We start from the raw sequence: 24,762 nt of genomic DNA, 5'->3' as shown, positions 1-24,762 counted from the left end.
GTGTTTGCTTCTTACCTTAAGGAGCAACACGGATGCGTTACTTGAAAGCCACTGCCCAGGACATGAGTGGTAATGGCCGCGCCGCTACGGTCATCCTGCATTTTTATGAGCATCAGGCAGGTTGCCCGGATGAACTGGTTCACGAGATCTTCGCGGTGGACATGAGTGCCGATGGCCGTGTCGATCTACAGTGGGCGGAGGACCTGAACCCCGTCAGCCGGCCACGTGTGCTGGATACAGAGCGGGTTGATAGTTTTGCCGACAGTTTCTTGAAACTGGGCTGGTTCAATCAGCGCAGCCATTGGCAGCGTACGTTGACGATGTACGTCGATCACTTCGGTAAAACCGGAATGCCCAACGCGATCAAGCTCGACTTCCATGAGCGCACGACGTCTAGGTGCAAGTCGTCGCTGGTTTACCAAGCGGCTGCTTATGACGGCGACAGTGATGGCGTGTTGGAGTCGTTCACCAATAGCGACATCGACCGCAATGGGGTAGTCGATAAAGCCGATAAAGAACTGATTCGCTCGCTATGTACGGCTTTCCTGGCGTTTGGGTGGTTTGTGCAGTAACTCGGTCAGGTCTCATCAAGCCGAGCGGCCAGGGCTTCGACCTGCTCCTGGCGCTCGGCCTGGCTGAGCCTGGCGTGAGGGTTGAGGGACGACCATTGCGGGTGGGCGCGGGCTTTGTGCAGCGCGTCCGGCAACTTGCCTTCGCGCCAGGTCTTGTCCTGGGGTGTATCGACCTTGATGCTGTGCATCGCCGCATGGCCGCGCAGGTTCAGGGCCTTGAGCAGCTGGCGCTGACGCAGGGCGAGCAGGCGCAGCACGCTGTCATCTACGGTCAGCTCGCGCTGGCCTTTGATTTTGCCCAGCAACCGGCTGCCATAGCTGCGCGCGGTCTGCAGGGCGCCACCGGCAATCGCGCCGGCCAGGGCGGCGGCGCCCAAGGTCAGGCCGCCGACTAGCAGGTCCACGCCCGCACCCGCTGCCGCGCCTGCGGCGATCCCGCCACCGACGCGCGCGCCGAGTTGCTTGAGGGTTTCCGGATTGAACAGGTCATCGCCCCAGCGCCCGTTGAGCAAAGGCAAGTCGCTGGCGGCGGCGTCTTGTGGGCGGAAGCCAAATAATTTGAGCAGGGCTTCCACACATTTTTGTTCACGCTGGCGCACGGCTTTGCGCAGGTCGCTGATGGCTTGTTGCTCATCTTCAGTGACCACACTGCGGCGACAGGCGGCGCAGTCGATCAGCAGTTCGGCGATCAGTCGCGCAGCACTTTGCTGGCGGGCCTGGCGCTGGGCCACCTGGTCAAGAATCAAGCGCTCCAACTGTGGTCGCGCGCTTTCCAGTAGCAGGGCGAGGCTTTCGTACAAGCGCCGTTCGCCGTCTTCCGGCGGCGCTACGCTGTCAAATCGCACCAGCGCATGCAGGCCAAGGCGGGCCAGGGCTTCGCGCCAGTCTGGCTCGCGGTGGTCGCTGCTGCTGACGAAATTAAGCACGGGCAGCAACGGCTTGCCGCAACTGGCCAGCACTTGTAGCTCGTCGCGGTACTTGGCCAGCACCGGCTCGCGGGCGTCGATCACATACAAGCCGGCATCGGAGGCCAGCAGTTGGCGCAGCACCTTGGCTTCCTGTTCGAAACGCTGGCGGGCTTCGCTGCCTTCCAGGAAGCGCGTCAGGCGGGCCGGCCCATCGAGGCGTTCGCCGGGGCGATCCAGGCGTTCCAGGTAATCGAGCAGGGCGACGGCGTCTTCCAGGCCGGGTGTGTCGTACAGCTCCAGCAAGGCTTCGCCGTCCACCGACAAGCGCGCACCTTCCACATGCCGTGTCGTGCTGGGGCGATGGGAGACTTCACCGAAGCCAACATCACGCGTGAGGGTGCGCAGCAACGAGGTCTTGCCGACATTGGTGTGGCCGACCACGGCGAGTTTCAGCGGTTTAGTCATGACCCGTCTCCAGCCAGTTCAACGGCGCGCAGTCGGCGAAAGGTAACTCCAGTTGCTGCAACGCGGCGTGCCAGTCGCCTAGGCGTTCGGCGTCCAGCGCCTGGCCGGGTGGCGCTTGCAGCAGCCACACGCGGGTGGCGGTGGCGCTGCGCGCGAGTTCGGCGATCAGCGCCAGGCTGCCGCGATCCGGCGAGCGCCGTGGGTCGCAGGCGACGGCCAGGCGTGCGGGCGGGAAGCGCGAGAGTTGCTCCAGCAGTTTGTGGCGTGATTCGCGGCTGTCGAGGATGCCGGCGTTCTTCACGCTGGCGGGCAGTTTGGGTGGCCAGGGATGTTGGTCGTCCAGTTCGATGGCAACCAGCAGGGCGCCGTCGCTTTCCAGTTCACTGACGCCGCCGCTGACGTGGTGCAACTGCTCGGGCGCGGCATCGTTGACCCCAAGGCGTTCGCTGCTCGGCATCAGACGCTCGCGCAATGGGCTGTAGCCGGGCAGGTTGAGGTCCAGGCGCAGGGCGGCGCGCCCGCGTTTCCAGTGCCACAGGCACAGCAACGCGAGGATCAGGCGGGGCAGCAGGCCATAGACCAGCAGCACGCCGACCAGCCAGGCGGCCCAGGCTTGGCGGGCGCTATCGATATTCAGGGCGGAGTCGCCGCTGGCGCGGATCATCTCGACGGTCGGCACATTGAAGCCCAACAGAGCAGGCAAGGTGCCGAGGGCCTGGGTGACGGCGACGAAGGTGTCGGCACCGAGAATGGTGGTTTCCCACACGAAGCCGTAGCGGCGGGTAGCGAGTAGCGTGAGCAGAATCACCATGGCGCTGAGCAACGCCAGCAACCATAGACTGTTGACCAGCACGCCTACGGCCCAGCGATTGAGTTTCTGCCGTTGCAGTAGCAGTAACAGTGCTGGCGCCAGTTGGGCGGCTTTGGCATCACGGGCGAATTTTTCGCTGAGCCACAACCATAGTCGCCCCAGGCTGGCACTGTGTTCACCGGCAAACAGCAGGCCCAACGCCCAACTGACCAGCAGGATCAGGTTCAAGCCAAGCAGGCTGCCCAAGGCCCAGAACACATTCACCGGCGTTAGACCGTTGCCCAGTGCAGCAAACGCCAGGCCTGCGCCGCTGATGACCGCGACGATTGCCAGCAGCACCAGCGCCAGACGCGCACCTTGCAGCCAGCGGGTGAGGGCCACCGTGAGCCCATCGCGTTCGGCCAGGTGCAAGGCGCGCTGCTGGATACGTGTCGGCAGGTCGCCCCCGGCCGTGCGGGCCAGGCGGTTGGCTTCCAGGTCTTCCAGCGGGCCGGCGTGTTCTTCGCGCAGGCGCACGGTTTCTGTCAGCCAGAGTGTGTGCAGTGGAGTCACGCGTAGTCCTGTTGTGTTTGTGAGTCTGGAGCATAACCCCTGGCTCGGGGCTCTGGTATTCTCGTCGCCATGAAAAAAACTCTCCCTTTAAGCCTGATCGCAGCCCTCGGTGAAAACCGTGTGATCGGCGTCGACAACAGCATGCCCTGGCATTTGCCGGGGGATTTCAAATATTTCAAGGCCACCACGCTTGGCAAGCCGATCATCATGGGGCGCAAGACCTGGGATTCCCTGGGCCGACCGTTGCCGGGGCGCTTGAACATCGTGGTTAGCCGTCAGACCGATCTGGCGCTTGAAGGTGCGGAAGTTTTTCCGTCACTGGAGGCGGCGGTAGAGCGCGCTGAAGCATGGGCCAAGGCGCAAGGCGTGGACGAGCTGATGCTGATCGGCGGTGCGCAATTGTATGCGCAGGGGCTGGAGCAGGCGGATCGCCTGTATTTGACGCGGGTGGCGTTGAGTCCGGAAGGGGATGCTTGGTTTCCGGAGTTTGATACGAAGCAGTGGAAGCTGGTGTCGAATGTCGAGAATGCGGCTGAGGGAGATAAGCCGGCGTATAACTTCGAGGTTTGGGAAAAGGCCTAGGAGCATCGCCGGCAAGCCGGCTCCTACAGTTGATTGCGTTACCCTGTAGGAGCCGGCTTGCCGGCGATAGCGGTCTATCAAGCCTGCGCTAACTCAGCATGCTCATCCGCATTCAACAGCGCCTTATCCGTCTGCCCCATGACCTGGCTGGTGATCGCACCGGCGGTCATCGAGCCATTTACGTTCAGCGCCGTACGGCCCATGTCGATCAGCGGCTCTACGGAAATCAGCAGCGCCACCAGTGACACTGGCAAGCCCATGGCCGGCAGCACGATCAGCGCGGCAAAGGTTGCACCGCCGCCCACGCCGGCAACGCCTGCCGAACTCAAGGTCACAATCGCCACCAAAGTCGCGATCCACAGCGGGTCCAGCGGGTTGATGCCTACGGTCGGCGCGACCATCACCGCCAACATCGCAGGGTAAAGACCGGCGCAACCGTTCTGGCCGATGGTCGCGCCAAACGAGGCAGCGAAACCGGCGATGGACTGTGGGATGCCCAGGCGACGGGTCTGCGCTTCAATGCTCAGCGGGATCGCCGCCGCGCTGGAGCGGCTGGTGAAGGCAAAGGTCAGCACCGGCCACACTTTGCGGAAGAAACGCAGCGGGTTGATCCCGGCCAGGGACAGCAGCAGGCCGTGCACCACAAACATCAGGCCCAGGGCCAGGTACGAGACCACGACAAAACTGCCGAGCTTGATGATGTCTTGCAGGTTGGAACCGGCGACCACTTTGGTCATCAGCGCCAATACGCCGTACGGGGTCAGCTTCATCACCAGGCGCACCAGACGCATCACCCAGGCTTGCAGGGTGTCGATCGCGTTGAGCACTTTCTGGCCTTTTTCCACGTCATCCTTGAGCAGTTGCAGCGCGGCAACCCCTAGGAAAGCGGCGAAAATCACCACGCTGATGATCGAGGTCGGCTTGGCCCGGGCCAGGTCGGCAAACGGGTTGGCCGGCACGAACGACAGCAGCAGTTGCGGGATATTCAGGTCGGCAACCTTGCCGGCGTAATCACTCTGGATCACTTGCAGGCGCGCCATTTCCTGGGTGCCGGCCACCAGGCCTTCGGCGGTGAGGCCGAACAGGTTGGTCAGGCCGATACCGATCAGCGCCGCAATTGCGGTGGTGAACAGCAGCGTGCCGATGGTCAAGAAGCTGATCTTGCCCAATGACGAGGCGTTGTGCAGACGGGCCACAGCGCTGAGGATCGAGGCAAATACCAGCGGGATCACGATCATTTGCAGCAGTTGTACGTAGCCTTTTCCTACCAGATCGAACCAGCCGATGGAGGCCTTGAGCACCGGATTGCCATCGCCGTAGATCGTGTGCAGAACGGTGCCGAACACCACACCGAGCACGAGGGCGAACAGGACCTTCTTGGCGAGGCTCCAGTTAGTACGACGGGTTTGTGCCAGGCCCAGCAACAGGGCCACGAACACCAGTAAGTTGAGAATCAGGGGCAGATTCATTGAAGCTCCGTTGAGAAGGCAGCCAATCGCGTGAGCCTGCGATTGCGAACCGGAAAGCCTAACAGCTTGAAATATATTGATTTAATACCGATATGGAATGGTGACTGTCGTTTTTGGAATAAGCGTTTGACGCTCAGGCACATGCCGTTGGCGCGATCACGACGCAAGCGGTCGCGCTCGGGCGATAACCGTCACAGGGATTTGTTAGCGTCGGTGTCTTTCACTCAGGGAGAAAACGCATATGAAGCTCGCTTCGAGATTGTTTGCCGCCGCGCTGTGCCTTGGCCTTGCCGGCCAAACCATGGCCGCCACCGAGTTGAAACACTGGCCGGCCCCCGCCGCCAAGCAACTGAACGAAATGATCGCCGCCAACGCCAACAAGGGTAACTTCGCGGTGTTCGACATGGACAACACCAGTTACCGCTACGACCTCGAAGAATCCCTGCTGCCCTACATGGAAAACAAAGGCCTGATCACCCGCGACAGCCTTGATCCGTCGCTCAAGCTTATGCCTTTCAAAGACACCGCCGACCATAAGGAAAGTCTGTTCAGTTACTACTATCGCCTCTGCGAAGTGGACGACATGGTCTGCTATCCGTGGGTCGCCCAGGTGTTTTCGGGGTTCACCCTCAAGGAACTCAAAGTGCAGGTCGATGAGCTGATGGCCTCCGGCAAGCCCGTGCCCGTCAGCTATTTCGAAGGCGATGTGGTGAAGAAGTCCGAGGTGCAACCGCCGAAAGTCTTCACCGGCCAGGCCGAGCTGTACAACAAGCTGATGGAAAACGGCATCGAGGTGTATGTGATGACCGCCGCCTCGGAAGAACTGGTGCGCATGGTCGCCGCCGATCCGAAGTACGGCTACAACGTCAAACCCGAGAACGTCATCGGCGTGACCACCCTGCTCAAGGACCGCAAGACCGGTGAACTGACCACCGCACGCAAACAGATCACCGCCGGCAAATATGACGAGAAGGCCAACCTCGGCCTGGAACTCACCCCTTACCTGTGGACCCCGGCGACCTGGATGGCGGGCAAGCACGCGGCAATCCTCACCTACATCGACGAGTGGAAAAAACCGGTATTGGTAGGTGGCGACACGCCGACCAGCGATGGCTACATGCTGTTCCACGATGTGGATGTGGCCAAGGGCGGCATCCACCTGTGGATCAACCGCAAGGACAAATACATGACCCAACTGAACGGCATGATCGCCAAGCATGCGGCGGCGCAGGCCAAGGAAGGGTTGCCGGTGACGGCGGACAAGAACTGGGTGATCGTCAAGCCTGACGAAATCCAGTAGCCCGACGCAACCCTGTAGGAGCCCGGCTTGCCGGCGATGGCGTCAGTGAGATCAATGCAAGACTCAAGGCCGTCATCGCCGGCAAGCCGGCTCCTACAGAGGTCGGCAAAATAGATATCAATTGCGAACCAATCTCATCCTCTGCTAGCGTGCGCACTTCCTGAACCCTCCGTTCTTCTCAAGGTAGTGCTGTGTCCTCCTGGAATTCGCAGATCGCGCGCCTGTTCGCGGAGCAGAAGAAAGCCCTCGAGGCCTTCGTCACCCGTCGCACGGGCAGCGCTCAGGTGGCCGCTGACTTGACCCAGGAATCGTTCCTGCGCCTGGCGCGCCTGGATTCCGGCGAGAAGATCGACAACCTCCCAGCCTTCCTTTTCACCATCGCCAGCAACCTGGTGCGTGATCACCAACGCCAGGCCATTCGCCGCGAGCGCCTGGATGCCGGTGAACCCAGTGAAGAATTGCCTTGCAGCAATCCTGGCGCCGATGAGCAATTGGCTGCCTATCAGCAGGAGCAACTGATGCAGGACGCTATCCTGGCGTTGCCCGAGGCGACTCGGCAGATCTTCCTGCTCTATCATGTCGACGAACTTTCCTACCGCGAGATTGGCGAGCGACTGTCGATCACCCCGCGCAGCGTGGAATACCAATTGCGTCGCGCCTTGATTGAATGCCGCGCGTACATCAAGACGCGGCTCGCCAGCGACACACAAGGACGTCGGTCATGACCGCCACACCCACTGCCGACGAATTGTTCGAAGAAGCGTCTGGCTGGTATTTCCGCCTACAGGCCGAAGATGTCACGGCCGCCGAAATGGACGCCTTTGCCGCCTGGCTTGGGCAGGGCCAGCCACAGGATGACGCTTGGCAGGAAGTGCAGGCCATGCTCGGCGGTTTGCGTGAACCGGCGCGGGTGATCCGCCGAGCCGAACAGGCTGCCTGGCGCCAACCTGCGCGCCGTTGGGCATATGCCGCTGCCATATTGCTGGCAGTGGGCTTGACCGTGCAAAACACCCCCTGGCTCGACCGCCTGCGCGCAGACTACGCCACCCGCACCGGCGAATCGCGCACAGTCGAACTGGCCGACGGCTCCCAGTTGCAACTCAACACTGACAGCGCGATTCAAGTGCGCATGAGCGGCGGTGAGCGTCAGATTCGTCTGCTGCGTGGCGAAGGGTTTTTCAGCGTGACCAAGGACCCGGCGCGGCCTTTCGTGGTGCAGTCCGGCGATGGCTGGGTGAAGGTGGTCGGCACCCAATTCAGCGTGGCGCGGCGTGATGCACAGACGCGGGTACAGGTGGCACAGGGCAAGGTGCAGGTCAGTGCGGGCAGTGGTGAGCCGGTCTACCTGGAGCCTGGGCGGGCGGTGGAGTATCAGGACCAGCACCTTGCAGAGGTACACGGCTTCGACCCGGCCAGCGGTTTCGCCTGGCGCCAACGGCAACTGGTGTTCCGTCAGCAGCCGCTGTCGGAAGTGGTCAGCGAGTTGAATCGCTACTGGCCCGGCAAGACTCTGGTGCTGGGCGATGCGCTGCGCAATCGCGTGGTGTCCGGCGTGTTCGAGATCGACAAGCCCGACGCCGTGATCAAGGCGCTGGAATACACCCTCAACCTGCACGCCGAGCACTACACCCCGTATTTGCTGGTGTTGCGCGAAGGCAAAGCGTCCTGACGACAACTTTCTCAAAATAGTTTCAGGGTTTCCCCGCGAGCCATCGTCCTTGATCACTGAGGCGTAAATAGTAAGCACTCTCAAGTAGTGCGGCGCCGATCACAGACTTTTTTGCACCGGGGAGCTTCATCCATGGCACACCGATACGCCGCACGGCCCTTGCTGGCACTGGCCATTTCCTTGGCCTGCGGCACCGCACCGCTGTACTTGCAGGCCGCTGAGACCACTCAGGCACAGACCTACCGTTTTGATATTCCAGGGCAGAGCCTGGACGGTGCGCTGGCAGCTTTTTCGGCGGTGACACGGGTGCAGGTGTTGGTGAGTGGTGAATTGACCCAAGGGGTGGTGTCGCCGGGGGTGAGTGGCAATCTGGGCCAACGTGAAGCCTTGGGGCAACTGCTCGGCGGCACTGGGCTGAGCGCGGCGTTTATCAACGCCGATACCGTCACCCTGGAAAAACGCGTGGACACCGGCGGCGCTCTCGAAGTCGGTGCCACCACCATCAGCGCTGAACGCTTGGGGGCGACCACCGAAGGCACCGGCTCCTACACCACCGGTGCCGTGACCCTCGGCAAAGGCGAGCAAAAGCTCAAGGACATCCCGCAATCGGTCAGCGTCATGACCCGCAAGCAGATGGACGACCAGAACACCACCAAACTCTCCGAAGTGGTCAAGCGCACCCCCGGCCTGACGGCGACCAAGTCCCCTGGCCCTGGCATGTTTATCTTCTCCCGTGGTTTTGAGGTCGGCACCCTGCAATACGACGGCGTCGGCATTCCGCGCAACACCTACGCGCTGGGCAGCTACCTCACCGAAAACATGGCGATCTATGACCGCGTGGAAACCTTGCGTGGTCCGGCCGCCTTGCTGCAGGGCGCGAACAGCCCCGGCGGCACGATGAACCTGGTGCGCAAGCGCGGGCAACAGGCGCCGACCGTCACCGTCACTGCCAAGGCCGGTTCCTGGGACCACTACGGCACACAAGTGGACGCGGGTGGCCCGCTCAATACCGAAGGCACCTTGCGCGGCCGTTTTGTGGCTGATTACGACACGACCGATTCTTTTGTCGATTACGCCGGCGGTTGGAACCAGACGGTTTATGCCGCGGTGGACTACGACTTCACGCCAGACACCACCGTCGGCGTGGGCATCAGCAACCAGAAGGGGCACTCGCGGCCCAACTTCATGTCGCTGCCCCGGTATGCCAACGGCAGCGATATCGGCCTTTCGCGCTCGACCTTTGTCGGCGCCAGTTGGAACCGTAACGTCAATAACCAGACCCAGGTGTTTGCCGATATCGAGCATCGCTTCAACGATGACTGGAAAGTGAAGGCTGCTCTGGTGGCCATGGATGAGCACAACGACGCGACCTACCAGGCCACGTGGGACACCATCCCCAATCCCGGTGACACCGGCACCGTGCGTTACGTGGACTGGGTCACTGATTTCAACACCAAGAGTCGCGGTGTGGACGTGTATGTCGACGGTAAGTTCGAAGGCCTGGGGTTGCGGCAGGAGATGGTGCTGGGCGCCAACTATTCCAAACTCACCACAGATGATTTCTGGGCGCGCGCGGCGACGCCGGGGGCGGATATCTTCAATATCGACCACAACCGTCCGCAGCGCGACAGGAACCAGTTGTTCCAGGCAGGGAATGCGACGAAGAGCTGGTATGACATTCGCCAGAAGGGGATTTATGGCACCTGGCGCGTCCAAGTACTGGACCCGCTGACGTTGATCCTCGGTGCACGTACCAGTTGGTATGACTATTCCTATAAGGACGAGAGCGGTGCCAGGGGGGTGTACGGCGAGCCGACCAGCAGCACCACGCAAAGCAATGGTCACGTCACGCCCTACGCCGGCCTGGTTTATGCGCTCAACGAGCAATGGTCGGCCTATGCCAGCTATACCGACGCCTTTGAGCCCCAAACCAACCTGACCACCTCATTGACCGTGCTCAAGCCCATTGAGGGCCAGAACTACGAGCTGGGCCTGAAAGGCGAACTGGCGGATGGCCGCCTCAATACGTCGTTCGCGGTCTTCCGCTATGACCAGGAAAACCGTGCGGCTCAAGATCTGCAAGGCGGCAAGGTTTGTGGCGGCTGGTACTGCTCGCTCGCGTCCGGCAAGGTTCGCAGCCAGGGCTTCGAGGCCACCTTGAGCGGTGAGGTGCTGCCGGGCCTGCAACTGGTTTCCAGCTACACCTACAACACCACCAAATTCATCAAGGACGACACCTACGAAGGCAAGATCTTCAGCACCTGGACGCCCAAGCACCTGCTCAAGGTCTGGGGTGACTACCAGTTGCCAGGGAACTGGAGCAACGTCAGTGTCGGCGCCGGTGTGACCGCGCAAAGCAGCACCGTCGCCTATGACCGCACATTCAGCGTGCCCGGCAATGCCTTGTGGGATTCTCGGGTGGCCTACAAGATCAACCAGGAATTCACCGTCGCGGCGAACCTGAATAATATGTTCGATAAGAAGTACTACATCCCGGCTTACAACGCGAACTGGGGCAGCAACTACTATGGCGACCCGCGCAATGTGATGTTCACCATGACCTACACGCCGCAGTTCTGAGTGCAACCGGAATAAAAATGCCCCGCACGTGGCGGGGCATTTTCATAGGCTCAAACAAGCCACGCTATCGCGCGTCACTTCACCGATTTCAGATGCCAGTTCCATTGCGCAACCAACGCGTTCTCACGCAATTTGATGAACAGCCCATAGTCGCTCAGATAGGCTGCCTGATAAGTCCAACCTTTCATCTGAACGCAGTCGAGTACCTGAGCTTGCCCCTTCAGGTCCGGGGTCAGGGTGGCAGCCGGGATTTCCCGAGCGACCTTGCAGGTCACGGTTCTTGGTTCACTGGTCTCTGACGAAGGACTGCCATCGGGGTTGATGGATTTTGACCATGTCTGGGTGTAGCTCACCTCACTGGCGAGGGGCAAGTTACGCCAATCGCCTTGAAAGCTCAGGCCAACCAAGAGACGGGTCTTCACCTTGTCACTGCCGGTTTTGCGGTCGAGACCTTGGCTGTCCAGATCAAACAGGCCTTGGAAGGTCAGCTCCTGGTTAAAGCCGAGTGCCGAGTCGCGCGTTTGTACCAGTGTCTGGCCGGATGCGTTGTCGACACTGATAAATGCCTGTTTGGTCTGGTCGCCCACTCGGGTGTTGTTGAAGAGCACGGCGTCATAGTCATACGCCAGCTCGCTCAGGGTGCGGGTTGGCGCAGGCAGGCCGAGCGCTCGGATGGCCGCCAGCACGGCCGGGTTGGCATTGGTTGCGCTGGCAACGGGTGGCAATGGCTGGCGCGCCTTGAAAGCGGGTAAATGGGTCAGCTCCACCGGCGCCTGGCACAGAGCCTTGAAGAGCTGGGCATGTTCGCCGGAAGCTTGATCCAAGGCTTGCGGCTTGAATTGTCGACGGATTTCGCCGTTGATCATCTGGCGCGTTTCATCAAGGTTGAACTGGCTCATCAACGTGATGGTGCGTCGTGTGCAATCCAGCGTCAGCCGCTCCTGCCGTTGAGTAAACAACGATGCGTTCTTGGCGACCTGATAGTGCAGGTAATCCTGTGCGACCCAGGCGGATATCTGACTGCTTTGCTGCTGCACGCTGTTACGGTCGATCAGCAGCCAGCCCTGATCGGCAGAGGTTTGCAGCATCCGCCAGTCGGGGACGGGGCGTGCCTTGCATACGCTCTGCAATTGAGCGCTTTGCTGCAGTTGTTGGGCCTGTACCGTCGGCAGGTCGACGCCTGTTGCCGGTGAGGGAGTAAATGCCCGCAGGCCCGAGCGCGTGGGGTAGAACATCCTTCCAGGGCCTTGTGTGCAATAGGCGTCGAACTGCACAGAGATCGGGTTTTGCTGCAAATCGACGGAGTACGCGACCCTGTCGCCGTTGCGCAGGATGGTGTGGTCGAGCGCCGGCAGTGTCATGGCTTCGTTGAAGAGTGCCAGGCCTGGGTCCACCTGAGGCTTTTGCAGCGAGCTGCAACCGGCCAACGCCAATAGGGAAAGCGCCCATGCAGCCGGGTGTAGAGCGGTAGAGCGGGCATCCATGCGGGTGAGTTCCTTGAGAATACAGTTGCGCCTGTTATCGGCCGGCGTATGAAAAACTACAGCGTCAGAACGCCAGGCAAAAAAATGCCCCGCACGTGGCGGGGCATTTTTATGGGCGCAGCTTACAGACCGTCAAGCATCGCCTTGTTACGCACAGCACCCTTGTCGGCACTGGTGGCCAGCAGGGCGTAAGCCTTCAATGCGGTAGTCACTTTGCGTGGACGCTTCTCCACTGGCTTCCAACCCTTCTTGTCCTGCTCAACCCGGCGCGCGGCCAGTTCTTCATCGCTGATCAACAGGTTGATCGAACGGTTCGGAATGTCGATCAGCACCTTGTCACCATCCTGCACCAGGCCAATCGCGCCGCCGGCAGCGGCTTCTGGCGAAGCGTGGCCGATGGACAGGCCCGACGTACCACCGGAGAAACGGCCGTCGGTCAGCAGGGCGCAGGCTTTGCCCAGGCCCTTGGATTTCAGGTAGGACGTCGGGTACAGCATCTCCTGCATACCCGGGCCGCCTTTCGGGCCTTCGTAGCGGATGATCACGATGTCGCCTTCCTTCACTTCATCAGCGAGGATGCCGCGGACCGAGCTGTCCTGGCTTTCGTAGATCTTGGCGCGGCCTTCGAAGACGTGGATGGACTCATCCACACCGGCGGTTTTCACCACGCAGCCGTCGAGGGCGATGTTGCCGTAGAGAACGGCCAGGCCGCCTTCTTGGGAGTAGGCGTGCTCGACACTGCGGATGCAGCCGTTTTCACGGTCGTCGTCCAGGGTGTCCCAACGGGTCGACTGGCTGAACGCAGTTTGCGTAGGGATACCCGCTGGGCCTGCCTTGAAGAAGGTGTGCACGGCTTCGTCATCAGTCTGGGTGATGTCCCACTTGGCGATGCCTTCGGCAATGGACTTGCTGTGTACGGTCGGCAGATCGGTGTGCAGCAGGCCGCCACGGGCCAGCGAACCGAGGATCGAGAAGATCCCGCCGGCGCGGTGCACGTCTTCCATGTGGTACTTCTGGATATTCGGCGCGACTTTGCACAGTTGCGGCACGTGACGGGACAGGCGGTCGATGTCGCGCAGGTCGAAATCGATCTCGGCTTCCTGGGCCGCGGCCAGCAAGTGCAGGATGGTGTTGGTGGAACCGCCCATGGCGATGTCCAGGGTCATGGCGTTCTCGAACGCCTTGAAGTTGGCGATGTTGCGCGGCAACACCGACTCATCGTTGTCGTGGTAATAGCGTTTGCACAGTTCGACGATGGTGCGGCCGGCCTGCAGGAACAGCTGCTCGCGGTCACTGTGGGTCGCCAGGGTGGAACCGTTGCCCGGCAAGGCCAGGCCCAGGGCTTCCACCAGGCAGTTCATCGAGTTGGCGGTGAACATGCCGGAGCACGAACCGCAGGTTGGGCAAGCGCTGCGCTCGTATTCCGCGACCTTCTCGTCAGAAGCGCTGGAATCGGCGGCGATGACCATGGCGTCGACCAGGTCGAGGCCGTGGGAGGCGAGCTTGGTCTTGCCGGCTTCCATCGGGCCGCCGGAAACGAAGATCACCGGGATGTTCAGGCGCAGGGAGGCCATCAGCATGCCGGGGGTGATCTTGTCGCAGTTGGAGATGCAGACGATGGCGTCGGCGCAGTGGGCGTTGACCATGTATTCCACGGAGTCGGCGATGATCTCGCGGCTCGGCAGGGAATACAGCATGCCGTCATGGCCCATGGCGATGCCGTCATCCACGGCGATGGTGTTGAATTCTTTGGCGACACCGCCGGCGCGTTCGATCTCGCGGGCGACCAGTTGGCCCAGGTCCTTGAGGTGGACGTGGCCCGGTACGAATTGGGTGAACGAGTTGGCAATCGCGATGATCGGCTTCTTGAAGTCGTCATCTTTCATCCCCGTGGCACGCCACAGTGCGCGCGCGCCGGCCATGTTGCGGCCGTGGGTGGATGTTTTCGAGCGGTAATCAGGCATTGGAGCACTCCGGGCGGCTAATCGGTATCAATGGGGAGTGAGCTTCTATTGACGTCTGGAACACTCAGAAATGGCCGTGTGTCCGGAAGTTGCCACTCGCGTCGCGGGATCGCCGCGTGCTTGGGCCTCGAGCTCATAAACCCGCCGGGGGATGACTGGCGATGAATAGCGTCGATTCTACACCGCTGGCGGCTGGAGGGAATGGCCGAAACCGTGAAGATAGCGGCTACGGGACGTGCGGGAGACCCACAACCGACTGTAGGAGCCGGCTTGCCGGCGATAGCGGTGGTTCGAGTGACGATGTAGCGTCGGTTAGCTCGCCATCGCCGGCAAGCCTGCTCCTACAGTCGGTTAGCGTCCAGTTCTGGCATTGGTCAGCCAGCCCCACAGGCTAAAGACGATGAAGCTCAGGGCGATGGTGATCAATAGGTTGGACCCGGTTTGCGCCAGGGCGGCACTGCTGACGGCGGCGGTCAGGAACATGATGCTGTTGCCCGCCGAGGCAGCAGTACCTGCACTGCTTGAGAACAGCAACATTGCCGCAGAAATCGCCGCCGGACGAACCAGGGTCACGGCCAGCGCGCTGATTAGCATCGGGATGAGCAACGTCACTGGGGTGATGGCATCCAGGCTGACGATCAGTGTTAACAGCACGCCCGCGACGAGCAGCAGCCCCAGGCCGATATTGATTTGCCGGGACAGCGAAATCCGCTTTTGCAGGTACGAGGCCGCAACGCCGCCAAGCAAGTAGGCCACTCCATAGACCATCAACACCAACGCGTACTGGTATTCGGAGAGCTTCAGCGCGTCCATGAAAATCAGCGGTGTCACGCTGATCAAGGCGAAGTAGCAGGCGAATACCAGTGCGGCGATCCACCAGTAGCGCAGGAAGTCGCGATTACGGGCGACGGCTTTCAGGGTGGCGATGATCGACACCGGCGTGCGGTGTGGGCTGGCGGACTTGGACGGCAGGATGCAGAGGGCGTGGATCAACATGCCCAGTGCCATTACGGCGAACCCATAAAAGCTGCCTTGCCAGTCGAAGGTGGTTTGCAGCCAGGAGCCGATCAACGGCGACAACGCAACGAATGAACCGCTCAGGGTCATGTAGTAAAGGCGCACGCGAGCGCGGTCTTGCTCCTTGAACAGGTCTTCCACCAGTGCGTGGCCCAGTACGAAGAACCCGCAACCCATGGCCTGGACACTGCGAAACAGCAGGAAGGTCAGGTAGTCCGTCGCCAGTGCGCAACCGAGGGCACCCAGGATCGACAGCGTGATGCACCCGAGCAGGACTTCCTTGCGCCCCCATTTGTCCGACAGCGGGCCGGTGATCAGTTGAGAAATGGAAAAGACCAGGGTGAACAGGCTGATGGACAGCGCGACGTCTGCGCTTGGCGTGTCGAATCGGGCCGCCAGGGCAGGGAATGAGGGCAGGAGAATATTGATCGGAAAGAAACTGATCAATGAAATGCAGGTGATGAGGATGAAGCGGGAGAGGTAGGGCCGAGACATTGTTTTTGTTTTCCGGAGTAAAACCAGAAACGGATACTAGTCTGCGAAAAGTGGAATTCAATCAAAAGCGTTGAGAGAGAGTTCCTGAATTGACGTGGCTTGCTTGGGTAGGAAAGCTTTTACGGCAACCACCAAACAAATGTGGGAGGGGGCTTGCCCCCGATTGCGTAGTGTCAGCCCCATATTAGCTGGCTGACACACGGCTATCGGGGGCAAGCCCCCTCCCACATTTTTATCTGTGCTTGGCTTTAGCTGTTTGGCAACAACCGGCACGTAATGCTCTTGATGTAACGCGTCTCGGCAATCGCCGGGTGCACCGGATGATCCGGACCCTGGCCGCCACGCTCCAGCATCTGGATATTGCGATCCAAATGACGAGCGCTGGTCAGCAGGATGTTTTGCAGGTCATCTTCCGGCAGGTGCATGGAGCACGACGCGCTGACCAGGATGCCGTCCTTGCTGAGCAGGCGCATGGCTTGCTCATTCAAGCGGCGGTAGGCGCCTTCGCCGTTCTTCATGTCTTTTTTGCGTTTGATGAAGGCCGGTGGGTCGGCGACGATCACGTCGAAGCGTTCTTCGCTGGCTTTCAGTTCTTTCAAGGCTTCAAACACGTCGCCTTCGATGCAGGTCATCTTCTCGGCAAAGCCGTTCAGCGCGGCATTGCGCTCCACGCCGTCGAGGGCGAAGGCGGAGGCGTCGACGCAGAACACTTCACTGGCGCCGAAGGCCGCGGCTTGCACGCCCCAGCCGCCGATGTAGCTGTAGAGGTCCAGCACGCGTTTGCCTTTGGCATACGGGGCCAGGCGTGCGCGGTTCATGCGGTGGTCGTAGAACCAGCCGGTTTTCTGGCCCTGGATCACCGGGGCTTCGAATTTCACGCCGTTTTCTTCCAGCGCAACCCACTCCGGCACCAGGCCGAACACGGTTTCGACGTAGCGGTTGAGGCCTTCGGCGTCGCGCGCGGCGGAGTCGTTCTTGAACAGGATGCCGCTCGGCTTGAGCACTTGGGTCAGGGCGGCGATCACGTCTTCTTTATGCGCCTCCATGGTCGCCGAGGCGATCTGCACCACCAGGATGTCGCCGAAACGGTCGACCACCAGGCCTGGCAGCAGGTCGGAATCGCCGTAGACCAGGCGGTAGAACGGCTTGTCGAACAGGCGGTCGCGCAGGGACAGGGCGACGTTCAGGCGGTGCACCAGCAGCGACTTGTCCAACGGCAACTTGATGTCGCGCGACAGCAGGCGAGCGCAGATCAGGTTGTTCGGGCTCATGGCCACGATGCCCAGGGTCTTGCCGCCGGCCGCTTCCAGGATAGCCTGGTCGCCTGCCTGGAAGCCGTGAAGTGGGGTGGCGGCCACGTCGATTTCGTTGCTGTAGACCCACAGGTGGCCGTTGCGCAAACGACGATCGGCGTTGGCTTTGAGACGCAGGCTTGGCAGGGACATGACGTCGCTCCGGAAAAAAGAGCGGGAGTATACCTGTTGCGGCGCGGTTCATGTGGGAGTGGGCTTGCCCGCGATGCAGGCGGCGCGGTGTATCTGACGTACGGCGGTGATGCAATCGGGGGCAAGCACCCTCCCACATTTAGTCCGATTTCAATCGGGCATTTGGGTGTCGGTCAGGTTTGCTTAGAGGTTAGAATCCCCGCCTAGCCCAGAGTATGTACTTATGTCCCAAGAGCTTTCCGCCGAACAGATCCAACAGGCCCTGCAAGGCATCAGCGTGCCGCCCCAACCGCAAATCATGGTGGATTTGCAGATGGAGCAATACATGCCTGACCCAGACCTGGAAGTGATCGCACGGTTGATCGCCCAAGACCCGGGCCTGTCCGGTGCATTGCTGAAGATCGTCAACTCGTCGTATTTCGGCCTGAGCAACAAGATCGCCTCGATCCAGCGAGCCGTGAACCTGCTGGGCAGCCGTTCGATCATCAACCTGATCAACGCGCTGTCGATCAAGGGCGAAATGAGCGACGACACCATCGTCACCCTCAACCGCTTCTGGGACACCGCGCAGGATGTGGCGATGACCTGCCTCACCCTGGCCAAGCGTACCGGCGCCCAGGCGGTGGACGAGGCTTATGCCCTGGGCCTGTTCCACGATTGCGGCGTGCCGCTGATGCTCAAGCGTTTCCCCAATTACATGTCGGTACTGGAGCAGGCCTACGCCAATGCCGGCCCCGACTGCCGCGTGGTCGACACCGAGAACAACGCGTTCAACACCAACCATGCCGTGGTCGGTTACTACACCGCCAAGTCCTGGCGCCTGCCGGAACATGTGACCGACGCCATCGCCAACCACCACAACGCCCTGGCGGTGTTCAGCGATGAGTCTTCGCGCAATTCTCAGCTAAAAAATCTGCTGGCGATCCTGAAGATGGCCGAGCACATCTGCTCGTCCTATCGCGTGCTGGGCAACCATGCGGTGGACCATGAGTGGAATGCCATCGGCCATCTGGTGCTGGACTACGTGGGCCTGTCGGACTACGACTTCGAAAGCATGAAGTTGTCGATCCGCGAGCTGGGCGCCCACTGACCCTTTCTTCACGAGGTACACATGCCCGAGTTACCCGAAGTCGAAACCACCCGACGCGGCATCGCGCCACACCTGGAAGGCCAGCGGGTCAGCCGCGTGGTGGTGCGTGAACGGCGCCTGCGCTGGCCGATCCCGGAAGACCTCGATGTGCGCCTGTCCGGGCAGCGCATCGTGTTGGTGGAGCGGCGGGCCAAATACCTGTTGATCAATGCCGAAGTGGGCACCTTGATCAGCCATTTAGGCATGTCGGGCAACTTGCGACTGGTGGAGGTCGGCATGCCGGCGGCCAAGCATGAGCATGTGGATATCGAGTTGGAGTCGGGCCTGGCCCTGCGTTACACCGACCCCCGACGTTTCGGCGCGATGCTCTGGAGCCAGGACCCGCACAACCATGAACTGCTGATCCGCCTGGGGCCCGAGCCGCTGACGGATCTGTTTGACGGCGAGCGCTTGTTCCAGCTGTCCCGTGGCCGTTCGATGGCGGTGAAACCGTTCATCATGGATAACGCGGTGGTGGTGGGTGTGGGTAATATCTACGCGACGGAAGCGCTGTTTGCGGCGGGGATTGATCCGCGTCGGGCTGCTGGCGGCATTTCGCGCGGGCGTTACTTGAAGCTGGCGATTGAGATCAAACGCGTGCTGGCCGCTGCCATCGAGCGCGGCGGCACCACGTTGCGCGACTTTATCGGCGGCGACGGGCAGCCGGGGTATTTCCAGCAGGAACTGTTCGTCTACGGCCGGGGCGGCGAGGCATGCAAGGTCTGCGGGAGCGAGTTGCGCAATGTGGTGCTGGGGCAGCGCGCGAGTGTGTTTTGCCCTAAGTGCCAGAGCTGATCTTGTGTGATGGCTGATGCCGCCTTCGCGAGCAAGCCCGCTCCCACATTCGACCGCATTCTCATATTGGAACTCGGTCAACTGTGGGAGCGGGCTTGCTCGCGAAGAGGCCCTTAAGCCTTACCGGTAATCTTGCGGTACTTCTCCATCAGTTGCTCTTCTGTCTCCGGATGAGCCTCATCCAGCGGAATGCAATCCACCGGACAAACCTGTTGGCACTGCGGCTCGTCATAGTGGCCGACACACTGGGTGCACAGGTTGGGGTCGATCACGTAGATCTCTTCGCCCTGGGAAATTGCGGCGTTCGGGCACTCGGGTTCGCAGACGTCGCAGTTGATGCAATCGTCGGTGATGATCAGGGACATGGAAACTCCTGCCAGGGCTGTCAGCCAAGGCATCTGAAAACTAATGCGCGCAATTGTGCCGCATTGGCGCCCGCAGTGCGAGCAGGCGCCGATTGAACGGCGTTACTTCTTGAAGCGCAGCGTCAACGCATCTGCCACAGCCGGATGCACGAACTTGGTGATATCCCCGCCCAAAGCGGCGATTTCACGGACCAACGTCGAGGAAATGAACGAATAGCGTTCCGACGGGGTGAGGAACAGGCTTTCCACGTCCGGCGCCAGTTGGCGGTTCATGTTGGCCAGCTGGAATTCGTATTCGAAGTCCGACACCGCACGCAGGCCGCGCAGGAACACATTGGCGTTCTGTTCTTTGGCGAAATGCGCCAGCAGCGTCGAAAAGCCCACTACTTCGACGTTGGGCAGGTGCTTGGTGACCTCACGCGCCAGTTCCACGCGCTGTTCCAGGGGAAACAGCGGATTTTTCTTGGGGCTGGCTGCGACCGCGATGATCACATGGTCGAACAAGCGTGAGGCACGTTCGACCAGATCGCCATGGCCTTTGGTAATCGGGTCGAAGGTTCCTGGGTACAACACTCGGTTCATCGCGTCGTCCTGGCGGAGTCCGTTGGGGAACCGGATGGTATCGCAGCCATCCCGGTCGGCCAAGTCGACTTATGTAGATACATACCGCTAATCGCGCGTTTTTTCATGCCGTTTTCAGACGTTCGGCCAAAGCTGTCGCCAGTTGGGCAGTTAAACCGTACACCGATAATTGTGGGTTGGCCCCAATGCTGGTGGGGAATAAAGACCCGTCGTGGATCGACAGGTTGCGCAACTGGTGGTGGCGACCGAGGCTGTCGGCGACTGCATTTTTCGGGTCCTCACCCATGGCACAACCGCCCATCACATGGGCACTGCCCAGACAGGTGCGGTGCAATTCCAGGTTGAGCTCCTCGATCATCGTTCGGGCTTCGCCCAGTGTTTTCACGTAGCGCGCATCGTGATGCAGCGGCTTGACCGACTGGGCGCCCGCGGCGAACTGGATCTCGGCCATGCTGTGGAACGCACGGCGCAATCCATCCCAGGCGTAATCCGATACCTGGTAGTCGAGCACCGGCGTGCCGTCACCGCGCAGTTCCACGCTGCCGCCCGGGCTGTCGGGGTGGAAACCATCGCGCAGCAGCGCCAGCATCGCGTGGGTATTGGGCAATTGGCTCATGTCCAAGGCGTTCTGAGTGCCATAACCGCCGAGCAACGTGCTGGCCAACGCAGGATGTAGAGGCGGTGCCTCCAGCTTGTAGGACATTTTGCCGGTGGTGCCGTCCTGCCACTGGAAATGGTCGGAATAGATCGATTGCGGCGCACCGTAGAACGGGTTGATCACCTCATCGAACAACCCGGCGGAGAAATTCACCAGGTGCAGGAAGGTGCGTTTGCCCAACCGTTTGTGCGGGTCGGGCGCATCCGAACGCATCAGCAGCGCCGGACTGTTGATGCCGCCGCCGGAGAGCACATAGTGCTTGGCCTTCACTGTGATTTTGCGGCCAGTCGGCGCCACGCACAGGTTATCCATGGCCACGCATTCCAGGCTGCTGATCGTGTCGCCGCTGTAAAGCAGACGTTCGGCGCGGGCCAGGTAGAGCAGTTCGCCGCCTTTTTCCAGGGTGGACGGGATTGTGGTCACCAGCATCGATTGCTTGGCATTGACCGGGCAACCCATGCCGCAATACCCCAGGTTGAAGCAACCACGCACGTTGCGTGGGATCACGTGCCAGCTGTAGCCGAGCTTCTCGCAGCCTTTGCGGATCACATCGTTGTTGGGGTTGGGCGGCAGGGCCCAGGGCGCGATGCCCAAGCGCTGCTCCATCTTTTCGAACCACGGCGCCATTTCGGCGCTGCTGTGGCCCTTCACCGCGTATTCGCTGGCCCAGTGGCTGAGGGTGGCGTCCGGCGTACGGAAGCTGGACGTCCAGTTGATCAGCGTCGTGCCGCCCACTGCACGGCCCTGCAGGATGGTGATCGCGCCATCCTTGCTCATGCGGCCGATGCCCTCCTGATACAGGCTGGTGTAGGCCTCGTCTTCCAACAGCTTGAAGTCGCTGCTGGTCTTGAGCGGGCCTTCTTCGATTAGCAGTACTTTGTAGCCGGCGGCGCTGAGGATTTCGGCGGTGGTGCCGCCACCGGCGCCGCTGCCGATGATCGCCACATCGGCTTCCAGAGTCAGGTCGTTGTCGAGGGCGGCGCCATTGTGGGTTTTCCAGCCACGGGCCATGCCGTCGCGGAAGGGATCGGGTACGGGCATCAGGGTCGTCTCTAATTTTTATTGTGGGGGGAGGCGATTCAAATTTTCGGCGGCCCGGGGTAGCCGCAATGGGCCCAGGACGCCGGCTGGAAGTACCAGGCCATGATCACCAGCTTGAGCAGCGAGCCCTGGCCCATGCGCAGCAGGTTGAGGTAGCTGTTTTCCCAGCGCTGCAGAAAGTTGCGGATTTGCTCGCCGCTGGCGTTTTCCCAACTGCCCCAGATCCCGGTCAGCGGGCCACGGGTGATGGCCATGCCCAGCACGTCGAACAGTTGCTGGGTGAGCTTGAACATCTCCGGCGACAGGTGTTGCAGGCTGAAGTCGAGTTTCTTGAGGGTGTCTTCAACGCCGCTGGCAACTGCCTGGGCACTGGCCACACCTTCCAGCAGCACCGGGATCACGGCACGCAGGAACGGTAGATCACTGCTACGCAACATCACGAAACCGCTGGCCGGCGTGCTGCTGGAGCAACCGCTGAGACTGGCACCCAGCCCGGCGGTAGCCAGGAAGGCGCTGGCACACAGGCCGATTTTCAGGACGCCGCGCCGCGACAGCGCGGGTGTTTCAGTCAGGCTAGGGTTCATTGTTATTGTTATCCCGTGGGTGGCGGTTTCAGCGGACGAACAGCTTCTGGATCAACTTCTGGATCGATTTGCCGTAAGGCGGATAGATCAACTTCGCCGCGTTCAGGCGCTGTTTCACCAGCACGCCTTTGGCTTTGCTGAAGGTGAGGAAGCCTTCGTGGCCGTGGTAATGGCCCATGCCCGACGGGCCGATGCCGCCGAACGGCATGTCGTCCTGGGCCACATGCAGCAAGGTGTCGTTCAGGCAGACGCCGCCGGAATGGGTTTCGTGGAGCACACGATCCTGCTCGCCCTTGTTGTAGCCGAAGTAATACAGGGCCAGTGGGCGAGGGCGTTGGTTGATGTAGGCAAAGGCTTGGTCGATGCCGCGATAGGGCACGATCGGCAGCACCGGGCCGAAGATTTCGTCCTGCATCACGGTCATGTCGTCGCTGACATTCAGCAAAAGGCTATGGGCCATGCGCCGCGCCTGGCCTTGGTCGTATAGCGGAATCAGGGTGGCGCCTTTGTCGGTGGCGTCCTTGACGTAGGCGTTGAGCCGGGCAAGTTGTCGTTCGTTGATGATGGCCGTGTAGTCCGGGTTGTCGACCAGGGTCGGATAAAACCCACGAACGGCTTGGGTATAGGCCTCGACAAAACCTTCGACGCGATCCTCCGGCACCAGCACGTAGTCGGGTGCCACGCAGGTTTGCCCAGCGTTCAGCGCTTTTCCGAAGGCGATGCGCTCGGCGGCGTCCTTGAGCGGCACATCGGCGGACACGATGGCGGGCGACTTGCCACCCAATTCCAGGGTGACCGGCGTCAAGTGTTCGGCTGCCGCACGCATCACGTGCTTGCCAATGCTGGTGGCGCCGGTAAACAGCAGGTGATCGAAGGGCAGCTTGGAGAACGCCATGCCCACTTCGGCCTCACCCAGCACCACGCACACCAGGTCCTCGGGGAAGATCTTCGCCAGCAGCGCCTTGAGCAGCTCGCCGGTGGCGGGTGTCGATTCGCTGAGCTTGAGCATCACCCGGTTACCCGCCGCCAATGCGCCGACCAACGGGCCGATAGCCAGGTACAACGGATAGTTCCAGGGCACGATCACGCCGACCACGCCCAGGGGTTGATAGATGACTTTGGCTGACGCGGGCTGGAAGGCAATGCCTACGGCGCGACGGGAAGGTTTCATCCAACCCTTGAGGTGTTTGCTGGCGTAGTGAATGCCGTGCAGGCTGGGCATCAGTTCAGCGAACAGGGTTTCGTCCGCACTGCGGTGGCTGAAGTCCTGGCTGATCGCGTTGATCAGCGCCTGACGCTCATCGCTGAGCAGGTCACGCAGGGCCTTGAGCCATTGCTGGCGTTGTGCGGCTGGCGGCATCGGGTTGGCGGTGTAGGCACGGCGCTGGGTATCGAACAGGCTCTGGAGCTGGTCCAGCGCCTGGGAATCTTGCAGGTAGGCAACGTTGGCAGACATGGCGGCGTTCCCGATTGTTATAGGCCTGCCTGGATTTTTAGAGTCATTGCTCTAAATTGTCAAATGTCATTACGCAGTTGCGGATTTATCCTCGCAAGATTAGGCCGTAAGATGCCCCATCACGTGTACAGAAGCTGATCCCCTATGGCACCACGAGTAAAGACCAGCGAGCGCATTGTGCAAACCAGCCTGGAGCTTTTTAACCAGCAGGGCGAGCGCAGCGTGAGCACCAACCACATTGCCGCCCATATGGAAATTTCGCCGGGCAACCTGTACTACCACTTCCCCAACAAGCAGGCGATCATCGCCGTGCTGTTTCGCGAATATGAAGCGCTGGTCGATAGTTTCCTGCGCCCGCCCCAAGGTCGCGCCGTTACTGTCGAAGACAAGCGTTTCTACCTGCAGGCCGTGTTGGCCGGCATGTGGCGCTACCGTTTCCTGCACCGCGACCTCGAACACCTGCTGGAAAGCGACCCGGAACTGGCCACCGGCTATCGGCGCTTCTCCCAGCGTTGCTTGACCCAGGGCGGGGCTATTTACCAAGGGTTTGTCGACGCCGGCATCCTCAATATGGACCCGGTGCAAACCGAAGCACTGACCCTCAATGCCTGGATCATCCTCACCTCCTGGGTGCGTTTCCTGTGCACCACCAATGAAAACTCTGCCCATTTAAGCGCCGAGGCGATCAAGCGCGGGGTGTATCAGGTGCTGGTGCTGGAGGCTGGGTTTGTCACGCCCCAGGCCAAAGAGGCGGTAGATGCCTTGTTCAAAGAATTTTACGTGCCGTTGAATCAGGCATTGGAAGAAGTGAAGTAGGACCTTTCCCGAATCTGTTCATT

The 24,762-nt window shown here is 61.0% G+C and carries 21 protein-coding genes; 9 read left to right on the top strand and 12 right to left on the bottom strand.

Annotated elements, in window-relative coordinates; all coding sequences use genetic code 11:
- Positions 1-32 precede the first annotated feature (32 nt).
- Positions 33-572: a hypothetical protein gene (locus ACP7C6_RS17065; RefSeq protein WP_426109021.1), complete on the top strand. Its 540-nt coding sequence runs from the start codon at positions 33-35 to the stop codon at positions 570-572.
- Positions 573-577: 5 nt separating this feature from the next.
- On the opposite strand, the gene ACP7C6_RS17060 is transcribed toward ACP7C6_RS17065, so the two are convergent.
- Together ACP7C6_RS17060 and ACP7C6_RS17055 are read right to left on the bottom strand one after the other, a co-directional pair.
- Entirely contained in the window at positions 578-1,945 is a 1,368-nt protein-coding gene (locus ACP7C6_RS17060; protein WP_426109020.1) for a DUF3482 domain-containing protein, read from the bottom strand.
- The gene (locus tag ACP7C6_RS17055; protein WP_426109019.1) at positions 1,938-3,308 is read right to left on the bottom strand and encodes a DUF2868 domain-containing protein; all 1,371 of its coding nucleotides are present in this window, start codon (positions 3,306-3,308) and stop codon (positions 1,938-1,940) included. Before ACP7C6_RS17055 ends, ACP7C6_RS17060 begins: the two co-directional genes overlap by 8 nt.
- 69 nt (positions 3,309-3,377) lie before the next feature.
- On the opposite strand from ACP7C6_RS17055, the gene ACP7C6_RS17050 reads away from it, so the two are divergent.
- On the top strand, positions 3,378-3,890 hold the full coding sequence (locus ACP7C6_RS17050; protein WP_028618334.1) for a dihydrofolate reductase: 513 nt from the start codon (positions 3,378-3,380) through the stop codon (positions 3,888-3,890).
- 77 nt (positions 3,891-3,967) lie between these two features.
- On the opposite strand, the gene ACP7C6_RS17045 is transcribed toward ACP7C6_RS17050, so the two are convergent.
- Complete coding sequence (locus ACP7C6_RS17045; RefSeq protein ID WP_426109018.1) at positions 3,968-5,359, bottom strand: L-cystine transporter; 1,392 nt, start codon at positions 5,357-5,359, stop codon at positions 3,968-3,970.
- 241 nt (positions 5,360-5,600) lie between these two features.
- Here ACP7C6_RS17045 and ACP7C6_RS17040 point away from each other — a divergent pair, with 241 nt between their 5' ends.
- The 4 genes from ACP7C6_RS17040 to ACP7C6_RS17025 all read left to right on the top strand — a co-directional run bounded on the left by ACP7C6_RS17040 (position 5,601) and on the right by ACP7C6_RS17025 (position 10,908).
- Positions 5,601-6,659: a hypothetical protein gene (locus ACP7C6_RS17040; RefSeq protein ID WP_028618332.1), complete on the top strand. Its 1,059-nt coding sequence runs from the start codon at positions 5,601-5,603 to the stop codon at positions 6,657-6,659.
- Positions 6,660-6,850: 191 nt separating this feature from the next.
- Positions 6,851-7,384 carry an RNA polymerase sigma factor gene (locus tag ACP7C6_RS17035; protein WP_028618331.1) on the top strand — a complete coding sequence of 178 codons (534 nt, stop codon included), beginning with the start codon at positions 6,851-6,853 and terminating at the stop codon, positions 7,382-7,384.
- A complete protein-coding gene (locus tag ACP7C6_RS17030; RefSeq protein WP_311893580.1) occupies positions 7,381-8,328 on the top strand; it encodes a FecR family protein in 948 nt (315 codons plus the stop codon). Before ACP7C6_RS17035 ends, ACP7C6_RS17030 begins: the two co-directional genes overlap by 4 nt.
- A 132-nt stretch (positions 8,329-8,460) precedes the next feature.
- Positions 8,461-10,908, top strand: coding sequence for a TonB-dependent siderophore receptor (locus tag ACP7C6_RS17025; RefSeq protein ID WP_426109017.1), 2,448 nt, complete (start codon positions 8,461-8,463; stop codon positions 10,906-10,908).
- Between the two features lie 74 nt (positions 10,909-10,982).
- On the opposite strand, the gene ACP7C6_RS17020 is transcribed toward ACP7C6_RS17025, so the two are convergent.
- The 4 genes from ACP7C6_RS17020 to ACP7C6_RS17005 all read right to left on the bottom strand — a co-directional run bounded on the left by ACP7C6_RS17020 (position 10,983) and on the right by ACP7C6_RS17005 (position 17,313).
- Positions 10,983-12,392, bottom strand: coding sequence for a surface-adhesin E family protein (locus ACP7C6_RS17020; RefSeq protein ID WP_236317419.1), 1,410 nt, complete (start codon positions 12,390-12,392; stop codon positions 10,983-10,985).
- Positions 12,393-12,514: 122 nt separating this feature from the next.
- The gene (gene ilvD, locus ACP7C6_RS17015) at positions 12,515-14,356 is read right to left on the bottom strand and encodes a dihydroxy-acid dehydratase (RefSeq protein ID WP_016976011.1); all 1,842 of its coding nucleotides are present in this window, start codon (positions 14,354-14,356) and stop codon (positions 12,515-12,517) included.
- A gap of 351 nt (positions 14,357-14,707) precedes the next feature.
- A complete protein-coding gene (locus tag ACP7C6_RS17010; RefSeq protein WP_426109016.1) occupies positions 14,708-15,868 on the bottom strand; it encodes an MFS transporter in 1,161 nt (386 codons plus the stop codon).
- A 248-nt stretch (positions 15,869-16,116) separates the two neighbouring features.
- Positions 16,117-17,313 (bottom strand): class I SAM-dependent rRNA methyltransferase, encoded by a 1,197-nt coding sequence (locus tag ACP7C6_RS17005; protein WP_003195152.1) that lies wholly within the window; start codon positions 17,311-17,313, stop codon positions 16,117-16,119.
- Between the two features lie 277 nt (positions 17,314-17,590).
- On the opposite strand from ACP7C6_RS17005, the gene ACP7C6_RS17000 reads away from it, so the two are divergent.
- Together ACP7C6_RS17000 and mutM are read left to right on the top strand one after the other, a co-directional pair.
- Positions 17,591-18,403, top strand: a complete 813-nt coding sequence (locus ACP7C6_RS17000; RefSeq protein WP_174890972.1) for an HDOD domain-containing protein — start codon at positions 17,591-17,593, stop codon at positions 18,401-18,403.
- Positions 18,404-18,424: 21 nt separating this feature from the next.
- The gene (gene mutM, locus ACP7C6_RS16995) at positions 18,425-19,237 is read left to right on the top strand and encodes a bifunctional DNA-formamidopyrimidine glycosylase/DNA-(apurinic or apyrimidinic site) lyase (protein ID WP_311893582.1); all 813 of its coding nucleotides are present in this window, start codon (positions 18,425-18,427) and stop codon (positions 19,235-19,237) included.
- 113 nt (positions 19,238-19,350) lie between these two features.
- Here mutM and ACP7C6_RS16990 read toward each other — a convergent pair whose 3' ends face one another.
- The 5 genes from ACP7C6_RS16990 to ACP7C6_RS16970 form a co-directional block, all read right to left on the bottom strand.
- Positions 19,351-19,602 carry a YfhL family 4Fe-4S dicluster ferredoxin gene (locus ACP7C6_RS16990; RefSeq protein ID WP_003195146.1) on the bottom strand — a complete coding sequence of 84 codons (252 nt, stop codon included), beginning with the start codon at positions 19,600-19,602 and terminating at the stop codon, positions 19,351-19,353.
- A gap of 102 nt (positions 19,603-19,704) precedes the next feature.
- Positions 19,705-20,184, bottom strand: a complete 480-nt coding sequence (coaD, locus tag ACP7C6_RS16985) for a pantetheine-phosphate adenylyltransferase (RefSeq protein ID WP_003176711.1) — start codon at positions 20,182-20,184, stop codon at positions 19,705-19,707.
- A 103-nt stretch (positions 20,185-20,287) separates the two neighbouring features.
- Positions 20,288-21,883, bottom strand: a complete 1,596-nt coding sequence (locus ACP7C6_RS16980; protein ID WP_028618323.1) for a GMC family oxidoreductase — start codon at positions 21,881-21,883, stop codon at positions 20,288-20,290.
- A gap of 38 nt (positions 21,884-21,921) precedes the next feature.
- Positions 21,922-22,467, bottom strand: a complete 546-nt coding sequence (locus ACP7C6_RS16975; RefSeq protein ID WP_028618322.1) for a hypothetical protein — start codon at positions 22,465-22,467, stop codon at positions 21,922-21,924.
- Between the two features lie 28 nt (positions 22,468-22,495).
- Entirely contained in the window at positions 22,496-23,923 is a 1,428-nt protein-coding gene (locus ACP7C6_RS16970; RefSeq protein WP_122686908.1) for a coniferyl aldehyde dehydrogenase, read from the bottom strand.
- Between the two features lie 144 nt (positions 23,924-24,067).
- On the opposite strand from ACP7C6_RS16970, the gene ACP7C6_RS16965 reads away from it, so the two are divergent.
- Positions 24,068-24,739: a TetR/AcrR family transcriptional regulator gene (locus tag ACP7C6_RS16965; protein WP_016976019.1), complete on the top strand. Its 672-nt coding sequence runs from the start codon at positions 24,068-24,070 to the stop codon at positions 24,737-24,739.
- The last annotated feature ends 23 nt before the right edge of the window (positions 24,740-24,762 follow it).

It is taken from the genome of Pseudomonas sp. TWR1-1-4 (assembly GCF_049897165.1).
GTDB classification, from domain to species: domain Bacteria; phylum Pseudomonadota; class Gammaproteobacteria; order Pseudomonadales; family Pseudomonadaceae; genus Aquipseudomonas; species Aquipseudomonas canadensis.
This window is presented reverse-complemented; position numbering and strand designations above follow the sequence as displayed.